The sequence below is a fragment of the Oceanimonas sp. GK1 genome (assembly GCF_000243075.1).
In the GTDB taxonomy this organism is placed as follows: domain Bacteria; phylum Pseudomonadota; class Gammaproteobacteria; order Enterobacterales; family Aeromonadaceae; genus Oceanimonas.
This window is the reverse complement of the sequence record NC_016745.1, coordinates 288,321-310,669: the sequence shown is the minus strand read 5'-3', so window position 1 is coordinate 310,669 and position 22,349 is coordinate 288,321. Positions and strand designations below refer to the sequence as shown.

The window sequence follows — 22,349 nt, the reverse complement described above, 5'->3', positions numbered from 1 at the left end:
TCAGTTGGCCAGCTCGATTTTGCGGTAGTCGATGCGGTTGGCTTGGGGTGAGCCCGCGATGGCCAGCACGGTGTCGCGTTTGCTGGCAACAATATAGGTGCCGCAGGCGAAGAACAGGCCAATGACCAGGGCGCCGACCCACTGAATTTGCAGGAAGTCGAGACGGAACAGCAGCGTCAGGGCCGCCAGGGCGGTCAGGTTGCCGAGAAAGTAACGGGTCTTGCCCAGCCGGGCCACGGTCAGGCCCAGGTTGTCGGTGTAGAGGCGGATCAGTGAATCCAGTGAATTCACCACCATGCTGATGCCCACTATCACCATGGCCCAGTTGTAGAAGCCGGCCGTGCTCAGGCCGTTATCCTGGAAGTAGTAGAGCACGGTGAACCAGGTGGCAATGGCGATGGAAGGAAAGGCCAGCATGGCCGCCAGCAATTGCCAGGTGCGCAGGCCGCCAACGAAGCGGGCGGTGAACTGGCCGATCATGATGCTCCAGGAGAACCACCAGAACAGATAGAACTCGTGGTAGTCGTTGATGGGCAGCACAAAATGATGGATGTTGCCAAAGTAGCCCCCCACCAGTGCCAGGGTCTCGACGAAGGCTCCCATGCCCCCCTGGCCGATAAAGGCGCCGCCCCACATCAGGACGATCAGACCGATGAACAGCCAGCTGGTGCCCAGGCTCAGAATTTTCACGTAGCGCAGGCTGGTGCTGGAATGCACGGAGGCGGCGATCACCAGCAACACGATGAGATAAAAGCTGGCCACCACGGTTTCGCCGTCACCCAGGCCGGGCACGTACCAGGGCAGGTTGTTCAGCAGCAAAAACGCGGTAAAGGCGCAGGTGCCGATGATCACCACGTTGTTGATCAGCTTGACCAGGGGCAGTTCGAAAAAGCCGACCCGGGGCTCGATCACGCAGAAATAAAAACAGGTGAGAAAATAAAAGCCCCAGATCAAAAAGCCCCAGAAACCGAACTCGATGGCCAGGGGATTGGCGAAGCCGTATTCGGGATTGGCGGCCAGATCCGCGTAACCGGCGAACTCGGTGAGCGGAAACATGATCAGGCCCACGTCCAGCCCCGAGGTGAACAGAATGGCGATAAAGGTAAAGGTGCGTACCGGCGTCACACCGATGCAGCGAATATTGCCCCATTTGTACAGGATCAGGGCGATGGCGGCGAAGGTGAACAGGATCCCTGCAGACAACAGAGTGGTCATGACGGGGACCCTCCGTTGATTTCCCTATTGATAACAAACACGGGTATTTCTCCTTTGTTGAGCAACACAAGGAGCGATCCGCCTGCGCACGGTAAAGCCTGATGATGGCGCAAGTCAGGCCTTAAGTATCGCGGGGCCGGCATGCGATGACCGGTTGCGATAGTTAAAGTCTGAAAGGACGCTCGGAACGAGTTTTTATTAATTGAACGTTCAATATGCGAAGATAATAAAGCTTAGGGCTGAAATGATCAACACGCTGATCAGATTTGCCATGGGCACGATGGCTCTATCGTTTTTCTCGGTTTTTAAGGGATTTTTGTCACTTTTGGCCGGCTTTTGCACACGCTCTTGGAGTGTTCAGCGGTGTCTTTTGCCATCAAATCGTGACGGGTTAAAACCAGTTTTGGCCGGCTGTCATCACCGGCGACGGCCGTCACGGCCACAAGATCCCACCGGGACGGGGCGAATTTCCGGTCACCATGGCATTGTTCGCGTGCGGCGTCTGAAGAAGACAGAGCGGGAGTGGAGGGTTGCCATTGCATGAATGGCAAGGGGGCAGGTGGGGCGGGCACCGCCCCACCGGGGAAAAGCCGGGTGGGTTATTTACAGCCGGAACAGGGCTTCCACCGCGCCCCAGGCCATGGCGGCGGTCAGCACAAAGCGCAGCCAGGGAAAGGCGTGCTCTTGTTGCAGGTGGTCGGCGACCCTGTCGGCCGGTGCCTGCTTGCGGCCGGTGATCATGGGGCCCACCAGGTTTTCTCCCCGCAACCGGTACAGCAGCACCGCCAGCAGGTGCAGGCCCACCAGCACCAGCAGACCCCAGTAAAACCAGCGTTTGTGCCAGCGGGTCATGGCGTCGGCGGTGTCGCCGCTCACATAATCGTAGAGCGGGCCGGTGTAGAAAATGTCGTCGGTGGCAAACAGCCCGGTGCCGCCCTGCAACAGCAAACCGCCCAGCAGCACCAGCACCATCAGGCCGCCCAGGGGGTTGTGGCTGAGGTACACCGGCTTTTGCGGGCTCAGGCTGGCGCGCACATAGGCCAGCACATGGCGCGGGTGGTACAGAAAGTGACGAAAGCGGGCGTAGGGGGTGCCCACAAAGCCCCAGATCAGCCGGTACAGCAGCAGGCTCATCAGTATTTGGGCAAACAGCATGTGCCGGTCCATGTCTTCGCCGGCGTAGTACCACAGCAGCCCCAGCAGTACCGGCAGGCTCCAGTGAAACAGGCGAACCGACCAGTCCCATACGCGAACCGGGGAAGAAGAGGATGTATTCATCAGCAATGATTCTCCGCGTCATCAGCCGCCCGTCAGCGGGCAGATTGGTAAGACCATTAGGTGCATGAGGGTGCCAAAATAAAACATCCCGGTAAAGACCGGGATGAGTATAACGGCGGAGGAGGGCTTACTGGGCCGGCTGGGACTGACGGTTGCGAATTTCGGTCAGGGCCTGCTCCAGCCCCTGGCGGAACTGGTTGCGGGTAAGGGCGTCGATTTCCTGCCATTTTTCCCGGGGGGCGAAGTCTACCTGGGTTTCGGTCACCACATCCCGACCCTGCAGGGCAATCCAGCGGGGATCGTAGTTGCGGCTTTGCTCGCTGTCCCACTTCAGCACCTGGTTCACAATGGACTGGAGCCGCTCCGGGTTGCCCAGGGAGTGAGGGCCGATACGCACGCCAAACTGCTGATTCAGCTGGCTGACGGCGGCGTGGGTGGTGTCATCCCCCGACTTGTTGGCGTCACTGCGGGCGCGCAGCTGGGCGGCGTAATACCAGAAGGTCCCCTGATCCTGGTAGTCGTTATCGAACATGATGGCCGACATCAGATACAGCACCGGCGGGGCGTAGTCGTTGGGGCTTTGCAAAATGGTGTTGATGGTGTCGGCCTTGCCGCCGCTAATGTCGTCCATCGCCTGCTGGGAGCGGCTGACGTCAATCTGAGCGAACTCGCCCCTGGGCGTGACCGGGCCCTGTTCCTGCGCGTCGGTCTGGGCGCTTTGGGTCTGGTCGTCGGCCTGGGTCTCGGCCCCGGAATCGGGCTTGCCGGCACAGGCGGCAAGCAGGGCGCACAGCAGAAGCGGGCTGAGTTTTTTCATGGTGCAGTCTCTTGGAAAAGTAATATAACCAGCAAAGCGGGAAACGCCGATCAAGTCAAGAGGCGGACTCGTTTAACGCCTACTGGCGCGTCTGCTTTTGCCAGAACAGGCGAATATCCTGGCGGTAGGAGGCGGGAATGCTGCGTGAGCACATCAATACCACCTCGTTGCCCCGGCGAATGCCGCGAATGGTGCCCCTCAAGGTTCGGGCTTCCTGCACCATTTGCCGGCAGTGGCTGAGCAGATCCTGGGGAGGATGGCCACGCTTGATATCGAGGCGTTCATCGTGAATGGTGATGCAGAAACTTTCCTGGCGCCGGCGCAGCAGATAGAGCAGCGCAAACAGCAAGGCCGAGGTTGCAGCCAGTGTGCCGAACATGGTTTTCTTCCCTGAAAACATTGAAGACAAAATGATGACATTTTGAACGCCAAAGGCAATCACTTCCGTGCAAAAAATACGAATCGCCAGCTTTAATGTGGCGCTGGATCGCAGCGCCCCCGGCGCCCTGGCCGCCGAGATAGCAAACGGCAGCCCGCAGCTGCGCCATATCGCCGCCATGGTGCAGCAGGTGCGGCCGGATATTCTGTTGCTGAACGAGTTCGATCACGACGGCGACGCCAGCGACAGCGGCCACCTGACGGCCTTTGCCGAGGCTTACCTGGCGGCAGGCGAAGGCGGCATTGATTATCCCTGCCGCTATCTGGCGCCGGTTAACACCGGCCTGCCGGGCCCGCTGGCCCTGAATGGCGGCCTGGTGCCGGTATTGCCTCAGGACGGCCTGGGCTTTGGCACCTTTCACGGCCAGTATGGCTTTGCCATTTTGTCCCGTTTGCCACTGGAACTGGACCGGTTGCGCAGTTTTCGCCGCTTTTTATGGCAGCACATGCCCGGGGCCCGGCTGCCCCGGATGGATGGCCGGCCTTACTATCCGCCCGAGGTGCTGGCGTTTCTGCCGCTGTCTTCCAAGAACCACCTGGATCTGCCGGTGCGCCTGCCCGGCGGCCGGGTGCTGCACCTGCTGGCCTGTCATCCGGCACCGCCCATCGACGAGGGCCCGGAGCGGCGCAATAGCTGCCGTAATCACGACGAGCTCAGGCTCTGGCACGACTATATTCGTCCGGGCCGGGGAGATTACCTGGAGGACGACAATGGCCGACGGGGCGGCCTGGACGCCGGTGCCGACTTTGTGATCCTGGGGGATCTGAACGCGGATCCGGTGGACGGCAACGGCTTTCGAACCGGGATCCGCGCCTTGCTGGCGGATCCCCGGCTGAATCAGGCGGTCAGCCGGGGGCGGCTGCGGCCGGCTTCGGCAGGAGCGGTGCGCTTGCGGCCCCCTGAGCCGCGCCGGGGCCCGGCCCGTCTGTGGACCCACATTAACGGGCTGCGGCTGGATTATGTGCTGCCCGCCGCCACGCTCACGGCCCTCGCCAGCGGGGTGCTCTGGCCGGTGCCGGAGCAGGATGAGGCCGGCTGGTTCTGGCGCCGTAACGGCCGTCCGGCGCGGCGCTCGCTGGGCTCGGATCACCGGCTGGTGTGGGTGGATATCGCCCTGTGATGTGAGAGTCTTCACGCTTTTACGGGCTTGCCAGGCCAGAACGGGAGCGACATCAAACATTGGGGATGAAAGGCTGGGAAGCGGTTATTTTTAACGATTAAATGCTTCCTGAGACCCTAGATTGCTTTCGAAGCTTCAGTTGTCCGGGATGGTGACCCGGAGAATTCGCTGAATTCCTTCATCTCGGGGCAGGCCGACCGGCCTGCCCTTTTTTTCGTCCGTTTTTTCGGTGCCTTGCTGTCCTTTCCTGCCTGCTGTGATCCTTTTCTGCCTACTGCTGTCCTGTCCGCCGTGGCTGGGGTCAGAGTATCTCTCTTTTCATATTAGTGGAATAAGTCAATTTAAATTGCCATTATTTCTCATATTTCGAGAATTAAGTTTTACACCGTTCGCTTTCTGAGCGAAGGTCGCGGCCCCAGGAGGACGTCATGGCTGAAAAAACACCATCCCAGGACAAGGTATTTGCGCTGCTGTCGGCCCTGGCCGTGGCGGCCGAGCCGCTGACGGCCCGGACCCTGGCCGAGCGCACCGGCCAGCCGCTGTCGAGCACCTACCGCTATCTGGCGGTGCTGACGCGCTGGTCATTGGTGCAGGAACGCCACAGTGGCCATTACGCCCCCGGCCCCATGGCGGTACAGCTGGCGGCGGGCTTTGAGCAGCACAACAGCGTGCTGACCTGGGCCCGGCCTCTGCTCAGCGAGCTGGCGGTGCGCACCGGGGAAAGTGCCGCCCTGATGATGCTGTCGGGCCGCCGTGCCCTGTGCGTGGAAATGATCGACAGCTCCCAGGCCTTGCGCTGCTGCTACCAGAAGGGCCATTCCCAGCCGCTGCTGCGCGGTGCCAGTGCCAAGGCGCTGCTGGCCTTTGCCGAGCCTTCGCTGCGCGAGGCGGTACTGGCGGGCCTGCGGCCTGCCGAACAGGCGGCGCTTGAGACCGAGCTGGCAGCCGTGCGCGAGCAGGGGTACGCGGTGTCGGAAGGGGAGATAGACCCCAACATCTGGGGCGTGAGCGTGCCGGTGCTGAGCAGCCGGGAGCACCTGCTGGGCGGCATCAGCCTGATGGCGCCGGCAGAGCGGGTGGGGCCCGCCGCCGGCCAGTGGATTCGCTGGACCTGTGACGCCGCCCAACGCCTGGGCGCCATGAGTTACTGAACCAATATGCAGGAGTCAATCATGAAGCAAACCACCTACAAACTGGCCGACATGAACCTGTGGCAGGGCCGGGTCGATACCGACGAGGGCCCCCTGGCCTTGCGCTGGCACCAGCAGGTGCAGTCGCTGGCCGGTGCGTCTCCGGCCGGGGTGGCGCTGCTTGGCTTTTGCAGCGATGCCGGGGTGCGCCGCAACCAGGGCAACCCCGGTGCCGCCATGGGCCCCAAGGCGTTGCGTGCCGCCGCCGCCAATCTGTCGTGGCATGGTAAGCATGCGCTCTACGACGCCGGTGACGTGGTCTGCCATGAAGACGAACTGGAGCAGGCCCAGTCGCTCTATGCCGAGCAGGTGGCCCGGTTGCTGGGCGCCGGTCACCGGGTGGTGGGTCTGGGCGGCGGCCATGAAATTGCCTATGGCAGCTTTACCGGCCTGATGCGGCACCTGCAGGACAGGCGGGCCTTGCCCCGGGTGGGCATCATCAACTTCGATGCCCACCTGGATCTGCGCCGCTCCGCCCGGGCCAGCTCCGGCACCCCCTTTAACCAGTGCGCGCTGTTGTGCGAGCAACTGGGCATTCCCTTTCATTACACCTGCATTGGCGTCAGCCGCTACCACAATACGGCGGCGCTGTTTGAACGGGCCGAGCAGCTGAACACCCGCATTGTGCTGGATGAGCAGTTGGCCGGCTGGAATCCGGTGCCGTTGTTTGACGCACTGGATCAGGCGCTGGCCGAGGTGGACGTGATCTACCTGACCATCTGCCTGGATGTGTTGCCTGCCAGCCTGGCACCCGGCGTGAGCGCGCCGGCGGTGCGGGGCATGGACATGGGTCTGCTGGAAGCGGCAATCGACCGCATTCTTGCCAGCAACAAGGTGATGATGGCCGATATTGCCGAGCTCAATCCGGCCCGTGATCACCAGTCACTCACGGCCCGCGTGGCCGCCCGCCTGTTGGCAAGATTAACCGGCTGACAGGCCCCTCAAGCTGTATCTATAGGGAAGTTTTATGAACGTGATTTCATTCGATGTGATGACCACCACCACCCTGGCGGCCCTGTTGCTGATGCTGGGCATGTACCTGCAGCGACGCATCCCCGTGCTGCACCAGCTGTGCGTGCCGGCCCCGGTGATCGGCGGCTTTGGCTTTGCCGTGTTCGCCTGGCTGGCCCGGGATTGGGCCCAGGTGGAAATCACCTTCGATCTGGCGCTGCAAAGCCCGCTGATGATCGCCTTTTTCGCCACCGTGGGCCTGGGCGGCAGCCTGGCCCTGCTGAAAAAGGGCGGCAAGGTGCTGGGCGTTTACCTGGTCGCCTGCTGGTTGCTGGCACTGCTGCAGAACGGCATCGGCATTGGCATGGCCTCGGCGCTGGGCGAGCATCCCCTGCTGGGGCTGATGGCTGGTGCGGTGTCGCTGGAAGGCGGCTTTGGCGCTGCCGCCGCCTTTGGCCCCGAGGCCGAGGCCCTGGGGGTGACCGGTGCTACCACGGCGGCGCTGGCGGCGGCGACCTTTGGTATGGTGGCCGGCGGCCTGCTGGGCGCGCCGGTGGCCCGGCTGCTGATCAAGCGCCATAAGGTGACCATTGAGGCGGAGCAGGTGCATGAGCTGGAAGCGCTGAAAGAAGCGGAAAAGCCCAGCCGTGAGCCGGTGACCGGCACCCTGCTGCTGAAGAGCGTGGCCGTGGTGTTGTGTACCATGGTGGCGGGGCTGTGGCTGAGCGGCAACCTGCGCGAACACTTCGACATAATTCTGCCGTCTTACGTGGGGGCCATGTTTGTGGCCATCGTGCTGCGCAACCTGAATGAGGTGGTGCGTCTGCTGCCGCTGTCCGACAGCGCCAACAATGTGGTGGGGGATTTTTGCCTGGGCATTTTCCTGACCATGGCGATGATGTCGCTGAAACTGTGGCAGCTGGCGGATCTGGGCGGCACGCTGATTATCATTCTGGCGGTTCAGACCCTGGCTATCATTTTGCTGGCCTATTTCCTGATGTTCCGGCTGATGGGCGGCAACTACGATGCCGCCGTGCTCTGCGCCGGTTTCGTGGGCCATGGCCTGGGGGCCACGCCCAATGCGGTGGCCAACATGGGCGCGGTGTGCGACCGCTACCGAGTGTTCTCCCACAAGGCCTTTATCATAGCGCCGCTGTGTGGCGCCGTGCTGATCGACATTGTGGCCATTCCCGCCATTACCTGGTGCCTGAACGTGTTCGGCTGAGCCTGAACATCAGCACGAAAAAGGCCGACGCTTGCGTCGGCCTTTTTGTTGTTTGAGCGCGGGCGCCTACTGCTGGCGCTGGCGCAGAAAGGCGGGAATATCGAGCCCTTCCTGCAGCGGCGCTTCGGCCTGCGGCTGGGGCTGCACCGGCGCTATGGTTTCTTTCGGCGGCTGAATGCCGGTGGCGATCATGGTGACCTGAATGCTGTCGGTCAGCTCCGGATCCAGGGTGATACCCGACACCACGGTCGCGTCCTCGCCCACGCACTCGGCCACCCGGTCGCCGATTTTCTGAAAGTCGTCGAGGCCGATGTCCATGGAGGCCACCACGTTGAGCAGTACCCCTCGAGCGCCTTCCAGCTCCACCTTTTCCAGCAGCGGGTTGTTCAGCGCCTGCAGGGTGGCTTCTTCCACCTTGTTGTCGCCCCGGGCCAGGCCAATGCCCATCACCGCCTTGCCCTGCTGGCTCATGATGGTGCGCACGTCGGCAAAGTCGATGTTAATCAGGCCGGTCTGGCCAATGATGTCCGCCAGGCCGCGCACCGCGTTCTGAATGACCTTGCTGCTTTCGGAAAACGCCTTGAGCAACGGCGTGCGCGCACCCAACACCCGCAGCAGGTAGTCGTTGGGCAGCACCAGCAGGGCGTCGGTGTGCTCGGCCAGGGTCTCCAGGCCCTGTTCGGCCATGCGGGCGCGCTTTTTGCCCTCAAAGCCAAAGGGGCGGGTGACGATGGCCACCGTCATGATGTTCATTTCCCGGGCCAGACGCGCCACCACGGGCGCGGCGCCGGTGCCGGTGCCACCGCCCATGCCAGCGGTAATAAAGCACAGATCCGCCCCCTGCAGGCGGGCACGAATATCGGCTTCGCTTTCTTCCGCGGCCTGGCGGCCCACTTCCGCCTCGGCGCCGGCGCCGAGGCCCCGGGTCAGTTCCCGGCCCAGTTGCAGGGTTTCCACCCGGCATTGCTGCAGGGCCTTGGCGTCGGTGTTCATGGCCATGGTGCTGACGTGGGCCGGCAGGCTGTGCTCGGCCAGCAGATTGACGGTGTTGCCGCCGCAGCCGCCCACGCCCACCACGCTGATGCGGATGGTGTCGCAGTCGGGTTCGGCGGGTTCAAAAAGGAACTGATCCATCCTGGTCTCCGTGGAAAAACAAAAGGGCTGAACCAGTCAGCCCTTGCCATCGGTGTCGATGCTGTTACTTGGGGGTTTTCAGTGATTCGGGCGCCAGGATTTCTACCTTGCCGGCCATGTCGGTCAGCCAGCGACGAAATTCGGGCGAATCTTTCACGTCGGTTTCCACCATCATGCTTTGCTTGTCATAACGGGTCAATCGGGGATTGTGGCCCGGAATGGTTTCTTCCAGCAGGGAGCGGCTCGGGTTGGCGATGCGGCCCACGAAATGAATTGTTTCCGTTTCTTCCTGATAGCCCTTTTCACGGATCAGTTTGTGCACGCTGAATTCCCGCGGCTGGGTCACCGGCCGGCTGGTCAGCTCCACGTCCTTGATGTGCTCAAAGGGAATGCCGTAGATCTTGGGATCCATGTCCGACACGGTGCACAGCAGCATGGGGCCGTCTTTGCGGGTGACGATGCCGAGCGGGTTCACCTGTTCATAGCGCAGCCAGACGGTACGGCCCTTGATCAGCCGCTTGATTTCGGCGCTGAACTTGCGGCCTCGCCACAGGGCGTCACGAATGGTGGTGGCGCGGCGCATTTCCGGGCTGCCGGGGAAAGGCTTGGGCAGTTGCACCACGTTTTCCATCCAGCGGCTGGCCAGCTCGCTCTGGCTGTCGTTGATGACCTGGGTCGCCTTGTCGATGATGGGGTTGAGTTCGGTCAGCACGCTGGCCGGCAGCAGATCGGCGGCCTGGTCGTTCCAGGTCTTGAGCGCCATGGCCAGACCCAGCGGCATGAAGTTGGCGAAGTCGTTCAAACCATTGCGTTCGAAACACCAGCCATGGGGTTTGCTGCGATCATCCGAGGTCAGATCGAACAGGCCCATGCCGGACATTTCTTCCAGATCCCGCTGCACGGTCCGCAGGCTGACCTGAATTCCTTCCTCTTCCAGTTTTTCTTGCAGCTGGCGCGCGGTCAGCTTGTAGGGACGATAGGGAACACAGCGCGCCAGGGTCAGTTGTCTCAGCAGTTTCTTACTCATGGTTATGCCCTCTTGCTTGGGATGATTGTATCCTAGGCAGAGGGTGTGACAAGTTCTGACGCATGCTTTTCGTGGGCGAGTGTCGCTATTTTTCTACAGATGCCCGGATTGGGACCATTTCTGACGTGCTGCACCGTTTGCGCTGCAGCCCGAACAGCAGCTATAACTAACTGAAATAGCTGACTCTTTTCGGGTTTATTATGAGGTTGATGGCGTTACTGGTGTGGGTGTGCAGCGGTCTCGGCTGGGCTGCTGTGGTGCCGCTCCCCCCCCTGGAAAACGAACACTTTTTGGTGTTGCCCGACAGTCGCGACATTGGCCATTACCTTGCCGAGCTCGATCAGGGCGTCGAACAGGCTCGGCTGGTGCCGCTGGGCAACTCCGCCGGCGGCCGGCCGGTGCAGGCCATGCTGGTGTCGTCGTCTCCGGCCTTTTTGCACCGTTACCGGCCCGAGCCGGACAAGGCCACGGTGCTGGTGCTGGCGGCCCAGCACGGCAACGAGCCGGCGGGGGCGGAGGCGGTGCAGCGGCTGATCCGGGAGCTGGCCAATGGTGAGCACAGCGCCCTGCTGGAGCGACTCAACCTGGTGCTGGTGGCCATGGCCAACCCCGACGGGCGGGATCTGTCCCGTCGCCACAACGCCAACGACGACAATACCAATATTGACTATGTGGCGCTCAGCGCCGGCGAAACCCGCCTGCTGGTGGATGCCCTGCAGACCTTTGATCCGGATCTGGTGTACGACGCCCACGAGTCCGGCATCTGGAAGCGGGTGCTCACCAAACAGCAGGGCTGGTTGACCGACGTGGAAGTGCAGTTCGAGGTGGGCAACAACCCCAATATTGATGCCGGCCTGCGGGAGTATACCCAGCGGTATTTGCTGCCGGCGCTGGTGCAGCGGGTGACGGAGGCCGGCGTGCGGGCCGAGCCCTACCGGGGTGAAATTACGCACTTGGGGCAGATCGTGGCCCGGGGCGGGCTGGGCATCACCAACCTGCGCAACTACGCGGCCCTGCAGGGGCGGGTATCGGTGCTGGTGGAAAGCCGGCTCGACAACAAGGCGGGCCGTTACCCCACGCCGCGCAACATTGCCGAGCGAGTGCGCAAGCAGCACCTGGCGCTGCTGAGCCTGTTGCAGCTGGCCGCCGAAGACAGTGCCCGGCTGGTGGCGGTGTCGCGGCAAGCCCGCAGCGGCTGGCGGGGAGCCGGGGAAGACGGTCGCACCCTGTGGATGGATGTGCATTTCGGCCCCAACGCAGCGCAACCCGAGGTATGGCTGCCGCTGGTACGGCTGGTCGATGGCCATCGCCAATACCATGCCTTTGCCAATCACAATGCCATTATCACCGGCGAGCCGGTGGTACTGCCGCCGGCCTATGGGGTGACCCGGGAGCGGGAGCGCATGGCCCGCTGGCTGCAACGGCATCATATTCGCTTTGAGACGGTGCGGGCGCCGCGCGTGCTGGCGGCGGAGCGGCTGCAGATTGATGCCCTGCTGCCTCAGCCCCGGGCCCGGCCCGGGGTGCGGGAAAAGTGGCGGGTCAAGGCCAGGGCCGAATCCGCGCGGGTGACCCTGGGGCCTGGCGACTTGCTGGTGCCCACGGCGCAACCCCTGGGACCGCTGGCGGCGCTGATGCTGGATCCGCGTTCGGCCAATGCCCTGTATCAGGAGCCGGCGTGGCGCTGGCTGGCGCCGGGCCCCTTTCCGGTCTTTCCGGTGTGGCTGAACGGGCCCGGCGACGAGCAATAGGCAGGCCGCCGGGCGGCGGGATTACAGTGCCAGCCAGGACAGCGGCGACTTGCTGACGGCGGCGCCGTAGATGTAGGCAAAGATGGCGATGGCGGCCAGCGCCGCCACCAGCCGCTGCCCTTGAGTTTTGCCGCGCTTGATGGCGATGGTGCCGACAATGATGTACAGCACCAGGCCCACGACCTTGGCGGTGAGCCAGGGGCTGTTGCCAAAGGGGATCTGGTTAAGGCTGACCGCCAGCCAGATGCCGCACAGCAGCAGCAGGGTGTCGTTGACGTGGGGCAGTATTTTCAGCAGCTTGTTGCTGATCCGGGCGGGAGAAGGCACGGCCAGCCAGGCTCTCAGCATAAACAGCACTATGCTGATCATGGCGAACATCATGTGCGCATGCTTGACGGCAAAGTATGACATTGGGACTCCGGAAACGCGGTAGAATGAACAATAAGTGGCGCTAGCATAACCGTTTGACGCCGGTCTGAATACCGCTGGCAGGGGATCTTGCCCGCCGGGTTTGCTAGTCTGGAGCCGTTGCTTGACGAGAGGAAATTACCGATGAAAAAAGTCGTTTTGAGTCTGGCCGCACTGTTGGCGGCGCCGGTGCTGGCCGCCACCGGGCCGGTCACCGTGTACAAGTCGCCCACCTGTGGCTGCTGTGAAGACTGGGTGGCGCACATGCGCGAGTCCGGTTTTGAGGTGAACAGCATCGACACCGAGCACATGGAGTCGATCAAGGTCAGGGCCGGAGTCAAACGGGAGCTGGCATCCTGCCACACTGCCCACGTCGGGGGCTATGTGATTGAAGGGCATGTGCCGGCGGCAGACGTAAAACGGCTGCTGGAGCAGCAGCCCGAGGTGCGCGGCCTGACCATTCCCGGCATGCCCCAGAGCGCGCCGGGCATGGACATTCCCGGCACGCCTTACGAGGTCATGAGCTTTGACGAGCAGGGCAATACCAGCCTGTTCAGTCGTTATCCAGGATAACTTCGTCCGGCTCAAAGGCGATAAAACGCCGGCCCTTGATCACCAGGGTGCCGGCGGTGTTGGGAGTGAGCTGCTCGTAAAGGTGCTCGCTGACCTGGAACTCCCGCTCCCGACCGCCGCTCCGGGGTCGAAAGCTCACGTAGTAATTGATCCGGGCCGGAGGCAGATCGGTTTCTTCCTGGCGGGTGCGGCCCATGAATTCCCGCACCTGCTTGCCGGTGATCACCACCTTGAGGCTGTGCTGAGGCTGAATATGGTCGTAAAAACGCCGGTACAGCTGCCGGCCGAGCACCACGAAGGCGACGATGATAATGGCCCAGAGCACGAACTTGTCCATATTGGCTCCCTCCTTGTCGTTGGCTTCAGCTTAAGGCCTCGGCCGAACGACGCAAGTGGATTTTTGCTATGACGGTGCCATCTTGCCGAATGGGATGCTGCCTCCTGGCGGCCTTGCTCTGGACCGGGCTGGTGTCGGCACAGGCGCCGCCTCCCGGGCTGACGCTGGACGCCAGTCTGGAACGGGCACGGGTGCCGGCCTGTCCCAGGGAGCGGGCAGAGGCGTTCCGCCTGCACTGGCGTGAAGGCGAACTCAGCGGCAGCCTGGCCGAGCTGAGCCTGGATCTGACCTGCTCGCGCAGCGGTAACCGGGGCGCGGAAGGCGAGGGTAATGCGCTGTCGCTGCTGCTGACCCTGCCGCCGATCGACTTTTCCATTGAACAGCTCACCCTGTACCTGCCCGGTGACGCCGTACTGGCCGGCCCGGCGCTGCTGCGGCGCAGCGACACCGGCGTGCAGGTTGACTGGCACACCGAGGCCGGTGCCCTGGCGGTGCTGCTGAGGCCGGATCAGGGCGGCTGGCGCTGGCAAGGCGAGCTGCCCGGCCGCCTGCTGTTGCCGAGCCTGAGCGGGCCGGTACAGATGCAGGGCGACTGGCGTCCGGGGCAGGCACTGCAACTGACCGCCACCACGGCGCTACCGGCACCGCTGGCGGGCACCCTGCGGCTGAACGGGGTGCTGGACACCACCGAGAGGGGCTGGCAATGGCGGCCAGAGACTCGTCTGACCATGGAAACCCTGGCCTGGCGACAGCTGCGGCTGCGCGGGCTGAGCCTGCGCCCGGCGAGTACGCTGCCGCTGAACGGCCTCGGCCGCTGGACCCTGGGCTGGCAGGATGGGCGCTGGCAGCAACAGCCGTTGCCCGGAGCAGAGCTGGATCTGGCGTTGACCGATCATCGTCATGGCGGGTTGCGCTTGCGGCTGAATCCGGAGCTGCAAGTCAGTGGCCACTGGCAATGGCAGCAGGGCCTGATGCTGACCCTGCCCGAACAGACGTTGTCACTGGCGGCGGTGGCCGGCTGGCTGAATGGCTGGCTGCAGCTGCCCGCGTTTGAGGTGGACAGCGGCGAGCTGCGACTGGCGGGACGGATTGGCAGCCAGCCGAATGCCGTACCAGCGCTGGATCTGGTGCTGAAGGACGGCCGGTTGCGCCGGGGCGAGCTGCGTGCCGAGCAAGTGGCGGGCAGGCTTGGGCTGGTCTGGCGGAACGGACGGCCGGCACTGAGCCCGCACAGCGGCCTGGCCATCGGCGAGCTCAGCACCGGGGTGCCGGTGACCGACATTCACGCCGCCCTGGACTGGCGTCAGGGAGGGCCCTGGCTGTCCGGGCTCACCGGAAAAGTGCTGGAAGGCCGGTTGGCGCTGTCTCCCATGCCGCTGAGCACTCCCACGCAGGGGGAGCTGCACCTGCAGGACATTTCCCTGGCGCGCTTGCTGAACCTGGCGGCAGTGCCGGGGCTGACCGGTGACGGCAAGCTGCAGGGCCGGCTGCCCTTTGTGATGGCCGGCGGCGTAAGCGTGGCAAACGGCCGTGTGTGGGGGCGGGATGGCTGGGTCTCCTACCAGGCCGGGGAGTCCCTGGCCACCACCGCCGAAGACAATCTCTCCCTGAGTCTGACTCTGGGCATGCTGCAGGATTTGCGGTATCACCACCTGGATGCCGAGGTGTCGATGGCCGGGGACGGCGAGGCAGTGGTGCTGACCCGGTTGCAGGGCCAGGCGCCGGTGGCAGGAAAACTGCACCCGGTTAACTTCAATTACCGGCACCAGGAAAACCTGTTACAGTTGCTGGCAAGCCTGCGCTTTGCCGGGCAGTTGAGTGAGCGGCTGCCGGCGCGCCTGCAAGGGGAGACGAATCAATGAAACCGATAGCGGTTGTGCTCGGGGGCCTGTTGCTGCTGGCCGCCTGTACCCCCCGGGTAGAGGTAATGGTGCCCGACAAGCCCATTACGGTGAACCTTAACGTCAAGGTGGATCACGAGATCCGGGTCCGGGTAGACCGGGAGCTGGAAAAACTGTTTGAACAAGAGCAGGAACTGTTCTGAGGAGCGGAATATGCGATGGTTGGCGATGTTTCTGGCGGCAACCCTGAGCCTGTCGGCCTGGGCGCTGGATCTGCAACAGGCCAAGCAGCAGGGACTGATTGGCGAACAACTCAACGGCTTGGTGGGGGCGGTGCAGGGCAATGCTCAGGTCAGTGCCATTGTGAACGACATTAACCGCAAGCGGCTGGAAAGCTACCGGGATATTGCCCAAAAAACCGGTACCAGCCTGGTGGTGGTGCAAAGCCGGGCCGGTCAGCTCAACATAGAGCGCACCCCCGCCGGCCAGTATGTACAGCTGGCCGACGGCCGCTGGCAGCGTAAGTGATCACTTTCCCTTAAACGGCCGCGCCCAGCGGCTTCATTTGAATTTTTTTCCTGTTTTATTTGGCATTTTTCACCGGTTTGGCTGGCTGGCGTCGTATTCTGTAGATAGTATTCGTTCGTTTTTTATACAAAGCGAAAAGGAGTGACGCGTGCGCAATAGGGTACGGCTTTGCCTGATGTTAGCATGGGTGGCTTGTGCCAAACCCTATGCCAAAGGAACCGACGTGGAAGTAAAACCGCCTGTCGCCAAAAAAATCCCCCATGTGCTTTCCAGCCACGACGATTTGCGTGTGGACAATTATCACTGGATGCGCGACGACGAGCGCGATGATCCCGACGTGCTCAACTACCTGGAACAGGAAAACCGCTACAGCGAGCGGGTGTTGACGCCCCTCGACGGGCTGCAGGAGTCGCTGTTTCAGGAGATGGTGGCGCGGATTCGCCAGGACGACAACACGGTTCCCTACCTGAAGCAGGGCTGGTGGTATCGCACCCGCTATCAGCAGGGCCAGGAATACGGCATTGCCGAGCGCTATCCCGACGGCCAGCCGGACCAGGTGCAAGTGCTGCTCGACGGCAATCAGCGCGCCGAGGGCCAGTCCTATTATGGGCAGGGGCAGATGGCGGTGAGCCCGGATCAGCGTACCCTGGCCTTTTCCGAAGACTTTCTGTCCCGCCGCCAGTACCAGGTGCGCTTCAAGTCGCTGGACACCGGCGAGCTTTACCCCGAGGTGCTGGAAAATACCTCCGGCAACCTGGTGTGGGCAAAAGACGGTAAAACCCTGTTTTACGTGAAACAGGACGACAGCACCCTGCTGCCGTTCCAGGTTTATCGCCATACGTTGGGCACCGCGCAGAGCGAGGACGTGCTGGTGCACGAGGAGCAGGACAGCGGCTTTTATACCAGCCTCTACAAGAGCCGCTCGGGAGACTACATCTTCATCGGCGCCTGGAATACCGACGCCAGTGAGATCCACCTTATTCCGGCCGATGATCCGAATGCCGAGCCCCAAGTGTTTCTGCCCCGCCAGCATGGTCACGAGTATGATCTGGACCATTACCAGGGGCAGTTTTATGTGCGCACCAACAAGGACGGCGCCAACTTCGGCCTCTACGTCACCGACACGGCCGGCAAGCCCGCGCAATGGCAGCCGGTGATCCCCGCCCGGGACGAAGTGCTGCTGGAGGGCTTTGCCCTGTTCCGCGACTGGCTGGTACTGGAAGAGCGCAGCGAGGGCCTGTTGCATCTGCGCCAGATCCATCGCCAGGATGGCCGCGAGCGTCAGCTTCAGTTTGACGATCCCGCCTATGTCAGCTGGATGGGCACCAACCCCGAGGCCGATACGCCCTGGCTGCGTTACGGTTATTCCTCCATGACCCGGCCGGTGACCATTTATGAAGTGAACATGGACACTCAGGAGCGCCGGGAGCTCAAGCAGCAGTATGTGGGCGACCACTTCAACGCCGACGACTATCGCAGCGAGCGGGTCTGGGTTACGGCGCGGGACGGGGCCAGGGTGCCGGTGTCTCTGGTATACCGGGCCGACAGATTCAGGCGCGACGGCAGCAATCCGCTGCTGGTGTATGCCTACGGCTCCTACGGTGCCAGCATGGATCCGGATTTCAGCAGCGCCCGCCTGAGCCTGCTTGACCGGGGCTTTGTGTATGCCATCGCCCACGTGCGTGGCGGTGAGGAGCTGGGCCGGGACTGGTACGAGCAGGGCCGGCTGATGAGCAAGCAGAACACCTTTAACGACTTTATCGACGTGACCGAGTCGCTGGTGCAGCAGGGTTACGGCGACAAGGGGCGGGTGTTTGCGTCCGGCGGCAGCGCCGGCGGCCTGCTGGTGGCGGCGGTGGTCAACATGGCACCGGATCTGTACAAGGGGGTAGTGGCAGCGGTGCCCTTTGTGGATGTGGTGACCACCATGCTGGACGAGTCGATTCCGCTCACCACCGGTGAATACGGCGAGTGGGGCAATCCCAACGACGCCGACTATTACCATTACATGAAGTCCTACAGCCCCTACGATCAGGTGAAGCCCCAGGCTTACCCCAATATGCTGGTGACCACCGGCCTGCACGACTCTCAGGTGCAGTACTGGGAGCCGGCCAAGTGGGTGGCCAAGCTGCGGGAAATGAAGACCGACGATAACCTGCTGCTGCTGCATTGCGACATGGACAGCGGTCACGGCGGCAAATCGGGTCGCTTTGAATCCTACCGCGAACTGGCCCGGGAATACGCCTTCCTGCTGGCCCTGGCCGACGAAGAGCAGGGCACTCGCCTGGCCGCGGGCCTCAGTGCCCCGGACGGTGAAGTCACGCGCTAAGCAGGTAAAAGCCAAAGGGCCGCCATGCGGCCCTTTGGTTTATTCGTCAGCTGCCTGGCCGTGCGATATCGTCGGCCAAAGCGCACTGTTTCGCCGACACGCCGTGAATACATCCATGTAGGCTTCGCTGCGCCAGGGATGGCGCAGAGAGTGCGGCGAAACAATACCCTTTGTCCTTCATTGCTCAACACCGGGTTGCCAGCCTGCTTCCAACATGCGGCGCCCATGCTCAACGAAGCAACAGCAGGGATTGCCGTAACCGACCGTCAAATGTCATGGATGACATTTGACGAGCGTCCCATGGATGGGCTGGAAGCGTGTCGGTGGAGGCAACTCTGCTGGTGCTTCGTGCTTGCATCTGGCTAACAGACGACCACGCAAAAGGGCCGCATGGCGGCCCTTTTGTATTTTGGGAGTGTGAGGTGTTTAGCCGCCGATGGACTGAATAATGACCACCAGCACCAGCACCGGGCACACAAAGCGCACATACCAGGGCCAGATTTTCCAGAACAGGCCCTGCTCCACCCCGGGGCAGCCGGCCTTGAGCTCGGCCAGCACCTTGTTACGCTGCCAGACCCAGCCGGCATAGAGAGTGATGCACAGGCTGACCAGCGGCTGGGCATACTGGGTGGTGACGGTGATCACCAGCCCGAACAGGCTGGCGAAGTTGAACACGATGATCACGCTGACCAGGGTACACAGGGCGGTCATCAGCCAGGTGGCCTTGATGCGTGACAGGCCGGTGCTTTCCATGGCCAGGGACACCGGCGCTTCCAGCATCGAGATGGAGGACGTCAGCGCCGCCACTATCATCAGCAGGAAAAAGGCAAAAGCGATCAGGTACTGGGCCTGACCCATGGTTTCGAACAGCGCCGGCAGCACCGAAAACACCAGGGTGTCGGAGCTCAGCAGGCTGCCGTCGTCGGCAAAAATGGCCACGCCGTTATGCTGGGCCACGTACATGGCCGGCAAAATCAGCAGGCCGGCGAGAAAGGCCACGCTGGTATCAAGCAGGGTTACCTGAGCGGCCAGCGCCGGAATGCTGGCCTGGCGGCTGAGGTAGGAGCCGTACAGCATCATGACTGCCGCGCCCAGCGACAGGGAGAAAAAGCTCTGGCCAAGGGCCCCGATCAGCACGTCCCGGTGCAGTACGCGGTCGAAGTCGGGTACCAGGTAGGCCTTCAGGCCTTCGCCGGCACCGGGCTGGGTCAGCATATAGCCGGTGAGCACGATCAGCATCATCAGCAGCAGCGGCATCAGCCGGCTCGACCACTTCTCGATGCCCTGCTCCAGGCCCCGGCTGACCACATAGAGGCTCAGCAGTGCAAACAGCAGGGTGAACACCAGGTTGCGCGAGGTGGAAAAGCCGGTCAGCCAGTCGGCGTTCATGCCCAGCAGACGGGCCAGGGGCTCGAGCGCATAGGCGATAAACCAGCCGGAGACGATGGCATAGAAGGTGAATATCAGGCTGACGGTGATGACCGCCGCCAGCCCCACCAGGCCGGCGATGGCCTTGCCGGCGCCATTGCCGGTGAGTTTCTGCAGGGCGTGAAAGGGGCCGGCCTGGCCGTGGCGGCCGATGGTGATCTCGGCCACCAGCATGGGGTAGCCCAACAACCCTATCATCAGCAGATAGACCAGCAAAAAGGCGCCACCGCCGTTGCTGGCCGCCTGAGTGGGAAAGCCCCATATGTTGCCCACGCCGATGGCCGAGCCGGCGGCGGCCATGACAAATCCCAGCTTGCTGCTGAACTGCGCCCTTGCATTCACGTCTGCTTGCTCCTGGTGACTGTAAACTTAAGCATACAGTTGGCTTAGGTAGAAAATGGCGAAGACTATGGAGTTTTGCAGAGTTTTTGTCAAAGGAAACCGGGAGGGGCAGGATTCAATAGTGATCTCCCTCCTTTAACAAGCGAAAGATAGGGTAAAAATGGTGGCGGAATGGCGTCACTCAGAGCTGATTGCTTGCGTCGTCTTGAAGGCCGGACTGCGGACAATCACAAATTGACCAATCGGGGCTGACCGGTTCGGCACAACAAGGTATGATTCGACCATTAAAGTTTTGAGCGTGGTGTGTCGTGGGCGTTCGCGCGCAACAAAAAGAAAAAACCCGGCGGTCCCTGGTGGAAGCCGCGTTTCGTCAGCTGAGCGCCGAGCGCAGTTTTTCCAGTCTCAGCCTGCGCGAGGTGGCCCGGGAAGCGGGGTTGGCGCCAACGTCCTTTTACCGTCATTTCAAGGACATGGAAGAGCTGGGGCTGACGCTGGTGGACGAGGGTGGGCTGACCCTGCGCCAGCTGATGCGCCAGGCGCGCCAGCGCATTGCCGACGGCGGCAGTGTGATTCAGATTTCGGTAAAGACCTTTATGGAATTTATCGACAGCAGTCCCGACGTGTTCCGCTTGCTGTTGCGGGAGCGGTCGGGCACCTCTGCGGCTTTTCGTCAGGCGGTGGCCCGGGAGATCCAGCATTTTACCGCCGAGCTCACCGACTACCTGGAAGAGAAGCAGAATACCAGCCGCGACTATGCCGAGGCCCAGGCCCAGGCCATGGTGACGCTGGTGTTCAGTGCCGGCGCCGATGCGCTGGACATGAACGAGGAAGAGCGTGCCGCACTGGCGGAGCGCATGATTCTGCAGCTGCGCATGATCGCCAAGGGCGCAGATGCATATAACAAGGCAAAACGGCTCTAGGCCTTAAATCAGGAAGGATCACTATGTCTGGAAACAAGAACATTCGCCGTAAACCCATTTTGCTGGCACTGCTGGTGGGGCTGTGTGGCAACGCCACCCTGGCCACGCTCAGCGTCAGTGAGCTGGCGTTTTCCATTTTCCCCATCATCTCGCTGGTACTGGCGGCCCACATGCTGTATCAGGAATACCTGAGCGTGCCCATGGAAGGCGATACCCCGGTATGCGCCCTGCTGAGTTTTCTGATTGGCGTATTTGGTTACTCCGCCTTTTTGCGTACCCAGTTTCCGGAAATGGGCACCAACTACCTGTCGGTGATGATCACCCTGGTGCTGGTGATCTGGCTGGCCATCAAGATGGGTGTGGCCGAGCGCCCGGCGCCCAAGGCCGAAGCGCAGAAGTAAGTTTCTGCCCCTGGCATTGAAAAACCCGCCTCTCGGCGGGTTTTTTTATGCGTTTTTTTCCACCGGCAGATGGGCCGAGCCGCCCCATTCGGTCCAGGAGCCGTCGTACACCGCGATATGGTGATGCCCGGCCAGCTCGGCGGCCAGGGCCAGAATGGCGGCGGTCACGCCCGAGCCGCAACTGCAGATCAGTTTTTGTTCGGCCTTCACCAGGGGGGACAGGATGGCGCGCAATTGCTCGGCGGGCAGCAGGTAACCGTCTTTCAGCAGCTCGTTAAAGGGCAGACAGGCGGCGCCGGGCATGTGGCCGGCGCGCACGCCAGGGCGGGGATCGGCGGCGGCGCCGCTGAAACGTTCCCGGCTGCGGGCATCCAGCACCCGGTAACCGTCCTGCTGCAGCGCCTGCTCCACCGCGGTGGCGTCGGCTATCCAGTGAGACTGGCGCTCGGCAGTAAACCGGCCCGGCTCAACGGCGGCGGGTTCCCCCTGTTCCAGGGGCAGACCGGCCTGTTGCCAGGCGGGCAGGCCACCGTTAAGCACGGCTACGTTCTCGTGGCCCATGGCACGAAACATCCACCAGGCCCGGGGCGCGGCAAACAGGCCCAGGCTGTCGTAGATGACAATGGTCTGGTGGTTGCTGACGCCCAGTGCGGAGACTTCCCGGGCGAACAGGGTTTCGTCCGGCAGCATATGGGGCAGGCTGGTATGCTGATCCTTGATGCGACCGTCAAAGTCAAAGAAGCGGGCACCGGGAAGACGTTGCTGTCGCCATTCTTCCAGGCCATTGCGGCCGGTGGCGGGCATGTGCCAGCTGGCATCCAGCACCACCAGATCCGGATGGTCCAGGTGATCAGCCAGCCATTGGGCTTCTACCAGTGGCGACGGTAATTCCAGTTTGTGCATAAAACCTCCCTCAATAGACTGGATTATCCTAAGGAAGCCCGGGCAGACGCGCCACCCTTTTGTTGTCGGGTCAGTGGGTGGCGATAATGTCCCGTAGCCTTGTGCGAGATCTCTTACTTGGTGTGTGGGAAAAGGCGTTTTCGGTTGCGGAATATACTGAGCATAATCTCACTTTCTTGTTTATAAACAAAC

At 62.4% G+C, this 22,349-nt stretch carries 22 protein-coding genes; 12 read left to right on the top strand and 10 right to left on the bottom strand.

Annotated features, from left to right (window positions below):
* From GU3_RS01550 to GU3_RS01535, 4 genes are all read right to left on the bottom strand, one after another.
* Nucleotides 1-1,215 (bottom strand): choline transporter, encoded by a 1,215-nt coding sequence (locus GU3_RS01550; protein ID WP_014290801.1) that lies wholly within the window; start codon nt 1,213-1,215, stop codon nt 1-3.
* A 603-nt stretch (nt 1,216-1,818) separates the two neighbouring features.
* Nucleotides 1,819-2,493, bottom strand: a complete 675-nt coding sequence (locus GU3_RS01545; RefSeq protein ID WP_014290800.1) for a cytochrome b/b6 domain-containing protein — start codon at nt 2,491-2,493, stop codon at nt 1,819-1,821.
* Between the two features lie 127 nt (nt 2,494-2,620).
* Nucleotides 2,621-3,310: a hypothetical protein gene (locus tag GU3_RS01540; RefSeq protein WP_014290799.1), complete on the bottom strand. Its 690-nt coding sequence runs from the start codon at nt 3,308-3,310 to the stop codon at nt 2,621-2,623.
* Nucleotides 3,311-3,389: 79 nt separating this feature from the next.
* Nucleotides 3,390-3,689, bottom strand: coding sequence for a DUF3634 family protein (locus GU3_RS01535; protein ID WP_014290798.1), 300 nt, complete (start codon nt 3,687-3,689; stop codon nt 3,390-3,392).
* A 67-nt stretch (nt 3,690-3,756) separates the two neighbouring features.
* Between GU3_RS01535 and GU3_RS01530 the strand changes: the two genes are divergently transcribed.
* The 4 genes from GU3_RS01530 (at nt 3,757) to gltS (ending at nt 8,235) form a co-directional block, all read left to right on the top strand.
* Nucleotides 3,757-4,869, top strand: coding sequence for an endonuclease/exonuclease/phosphatase family protein (locus GU3_RS01530; RefSeq protein ID WP_014290797.1), 1,113 nt, complete (start codon nt 3,757-3,759; stop codon nt 4,867-4,869).
* A 428-nt stretch (nt 4,870-5,297) separates the two neighbouring features.
* Entirely contained in the window at nt 5,298-6,020 is a 723-nt protein-coding gene (locus GU3_RS01525) for an IclR family transcriptional regulator (RefSeq protein ID WP_014290796.1), read from the top strand.
* Nucleotides 6,021-6,041: 21 nt separating this feature from the next.
* Complete coding sequence (gene hutG / locus GU3_RS01520) at nt 6,042-6,992, top strand: formimidoylglutamase (RefSeq protein WP_014290795.1); 951 nt, start codon at nt 6,042-6,044, stop codon at nt 6,990-6,992.
* 34 nt (nt 6,993-7,026) lie between these two features.
* On the top strand, nt 7,027-8,235 hold the full coding sequence (gltS, locus tag GU3_RS01515) for a sodium/glutamate symporter (protein ID WP_014290794.1): 1,209 nt from the start codon (nt 7,027-7,029) through the stop codon (nt 8,233-8,235).
* Nucleotides 8,236-8,301: 66 nt separating this feature from the next.
* Here gltS and ftsZ read toward each other — a convergent pair whose 3' ends face one another.
* Both ftsZ and GU3_RS01505 read right to left on the bottom strand, forming a co-directional pair.
* Complete coding sequence (gene ftsZ / locus GU3_RS01510; RefSeq protein WP_014290793.1) at nt 8,302-9,369, bottom strand: cell division protein FtsZ; 1,068 nt, start codon at nt 9,367-9,369, stop codon at nt 8,302-8,304.
* A gap of 64 nt (nt 9,370-9,433) precedes the next feature.
* The gene (locus tag GU3_RS01505) at nt 9,434-10,396 is read right to left on the bottom strand and encodes a YafY family protein (RefSeq protein ID WP_014290792.1); all 963 of its coding nucleotides are present in this window, start codon (nt 10,394-10,396) and stop codon (nt 9,434-9,436) included.
* Nucleotides 10,397-10,605: 209 nt separating this feature from the next.
* Between GU3_RS01505 and GU3_RS01500 the strand changes: the two genes are divergently transcribed.
* On the top strand, nt 10,606-12,147 hold the full coding sequence (locus GU3_RS01500) for a M14 family zinc carboxypeptidase (protein WP_014290791.1): 1,542 nt from the start codon (nt 10,606-10,608) through the stop codon (nt 12,145-12,147).
* Between the two features lie 21 nt (nt 12,148-12,168).
* Here the strand turns inward: GU3_RS01500 and GU3_RS01495 are convergent, their stop codons facing one another.
* Entirely contained in the window at nt 12,169-12,558 is a 390-nt protein-coding gene (locus GU3_RS01495) for a SirB2 family protein (protein WP_014290790.1), read from the bottom strand.
* A 141-nt stretch (nt 12,559-12,699) separates the two neighbouring features.
* On the opposite strand from GU3_RS01495, the gene GU3_RS01490 reads away from it, so the two are divergent.
* A complete protein-coding gene (locus GU3_RS01490) occupies nt 12,700-13,128 on the top strand; it encodes a DUF411 domain-containing protein (RefSeq protein WP_014290789.1) in 429 nt (142 codons plus the stop codon).
* Here GU3_RS01490 and GU3_RS01485 read toward each other — a convergent pair.
* Nucleotides 13,109-13,465 (bottom strand): DUF2500 domain-containing protein, encoded by a 357-nt coding sequence (locus tag GU3_RS01485; RefSeq protein ID WP_014290788.1) that lies wholly within the window; start codon nt 13,463-13,465, stop codon nt 13,109-13,111. The genes GU3_RS01490 and GU3_RS01485 overlap by 20 nt on opposite strands.
* Before the next feature lie 89 nt (nt 13,466-13,554).
* On the opposite strand from GU3_RS01485, the gene GU3_RS01480 reads away from it, so the two are divergent.
* The 4 genes from GU3_RS01480 to GU3_RS01465 all read left to right on the top strand — a co-directional run bounded on the left by GU3_RS01480 (nt 13,555) and on the right by GU3_RS01465 (nt 18,163).
* Nucleotides 13,555-15,327: a YdbH domain-containing protein gene (locus GU3_RS01480; RefSeq protein WP_014290787.1), complete on the top strand. Its 1,773-nt coding sequence runs from the start codon at nt 13,555-13,557 to the stop codon at nt 15,325-15,327.
* Complete coding sequence (locus GU3_RS01475) at nt 15,324-15,509, top strand: YnbE family lipoprotein (RefSeq protein WP_014290786.1); 186 nt, start codon at nt 15,324-15,326, stop codon at nt 15,507-15,509. The genes GU3_RS01480 and GU3_RS01475 overlap by 4 nt, the downstream gene beginning before the upstream one ends.
* 10 nt (nt 15,510-15,519) lie before the next feature.
* Nucleotides 15,520-15,834: a YdbL family protein gene (locus GU3_RS01470; RefSeq protein WP_041542841.1), complete on the top strand. Its 315-nt coding sequence runs from the start codon at nt 15,520-15,522 to the stop codon at nt 15,832-15,834.
* Nucleotides 15,835-16,009: 175 nt separating this feature from the next.
* Nucleotides 16,010-18,163: a S9 family peptidase gene (locus tag GU3_RS01465; protein WP_083829429.1), complete on the top strand. Its 2,154-nt coding sequence runs from the start codon at nt 16,010-16,012 to the stop codon at nt 18,161-18,163.
* 426 nt (nt 18,164-18,589) lie between these two features.
* On the opposite strand, the gene GU3_RS01460 is transcribed toward GU3_RS01465, so the two are convergent.
* Entirely contained in the window at nt 18,590-19,933 is a 1,344-nt protein-coding gene (locus GU3_RS01460) for a sodium-dependent transporter (RefSeq protein ID WP_014290783.1), read from the bottom strand.
* 308 nt (nt 19,934-20,241) lie between these two features.
* Here GU3_RS01460 and fabR point away from each other — a divergent pair, with 308 nt between their 5' ends.
* Nucleotides 20,242-20,853, top strand: coding sequence for an HTH-type transcriptional repressor FabR (fabR, locus tag GU3_RS01455; RefSeq protein ID WP_014290782.1), 612 nt, complete (start codon nt 20,242-20,244; stop codon nt 20,851-20,853).
* Nucleotides 20,854-20,876: 23 nt separating this feature from the next.
* Nucleotides 20,877-21,254: a YijD family membrane protein gene (locus GU3_RS01450; protein ID WP_014290781.1), complete on the top strand. Its 378-nt coding sequence runs from the start codon at nt 20,877-20,879 to the stop codon at nt 21,252-21,254.
* Between the two features lie 45 nt (nt 21,255-21,299).
* On the opposite strand, the gene sseA is transcribed toward GU3_RS01450, so the two are convergent.
* The gene (gene sseA, locus GU3_RS01445) at nt 21,300-22,157 is read right to left on the bottom strand and encodes a 3-mercaptopyruvate sulfurtransferase (RefSeq protein WP_014290780.1); all 858 of its coding nucleotides are present in this window, start codon (nt 22,155-22,157) and stop codon (nt 21,300-21,302) included.
* Nucleotides 22,158-22,349 lie beyond the last annotated feature (192 nt).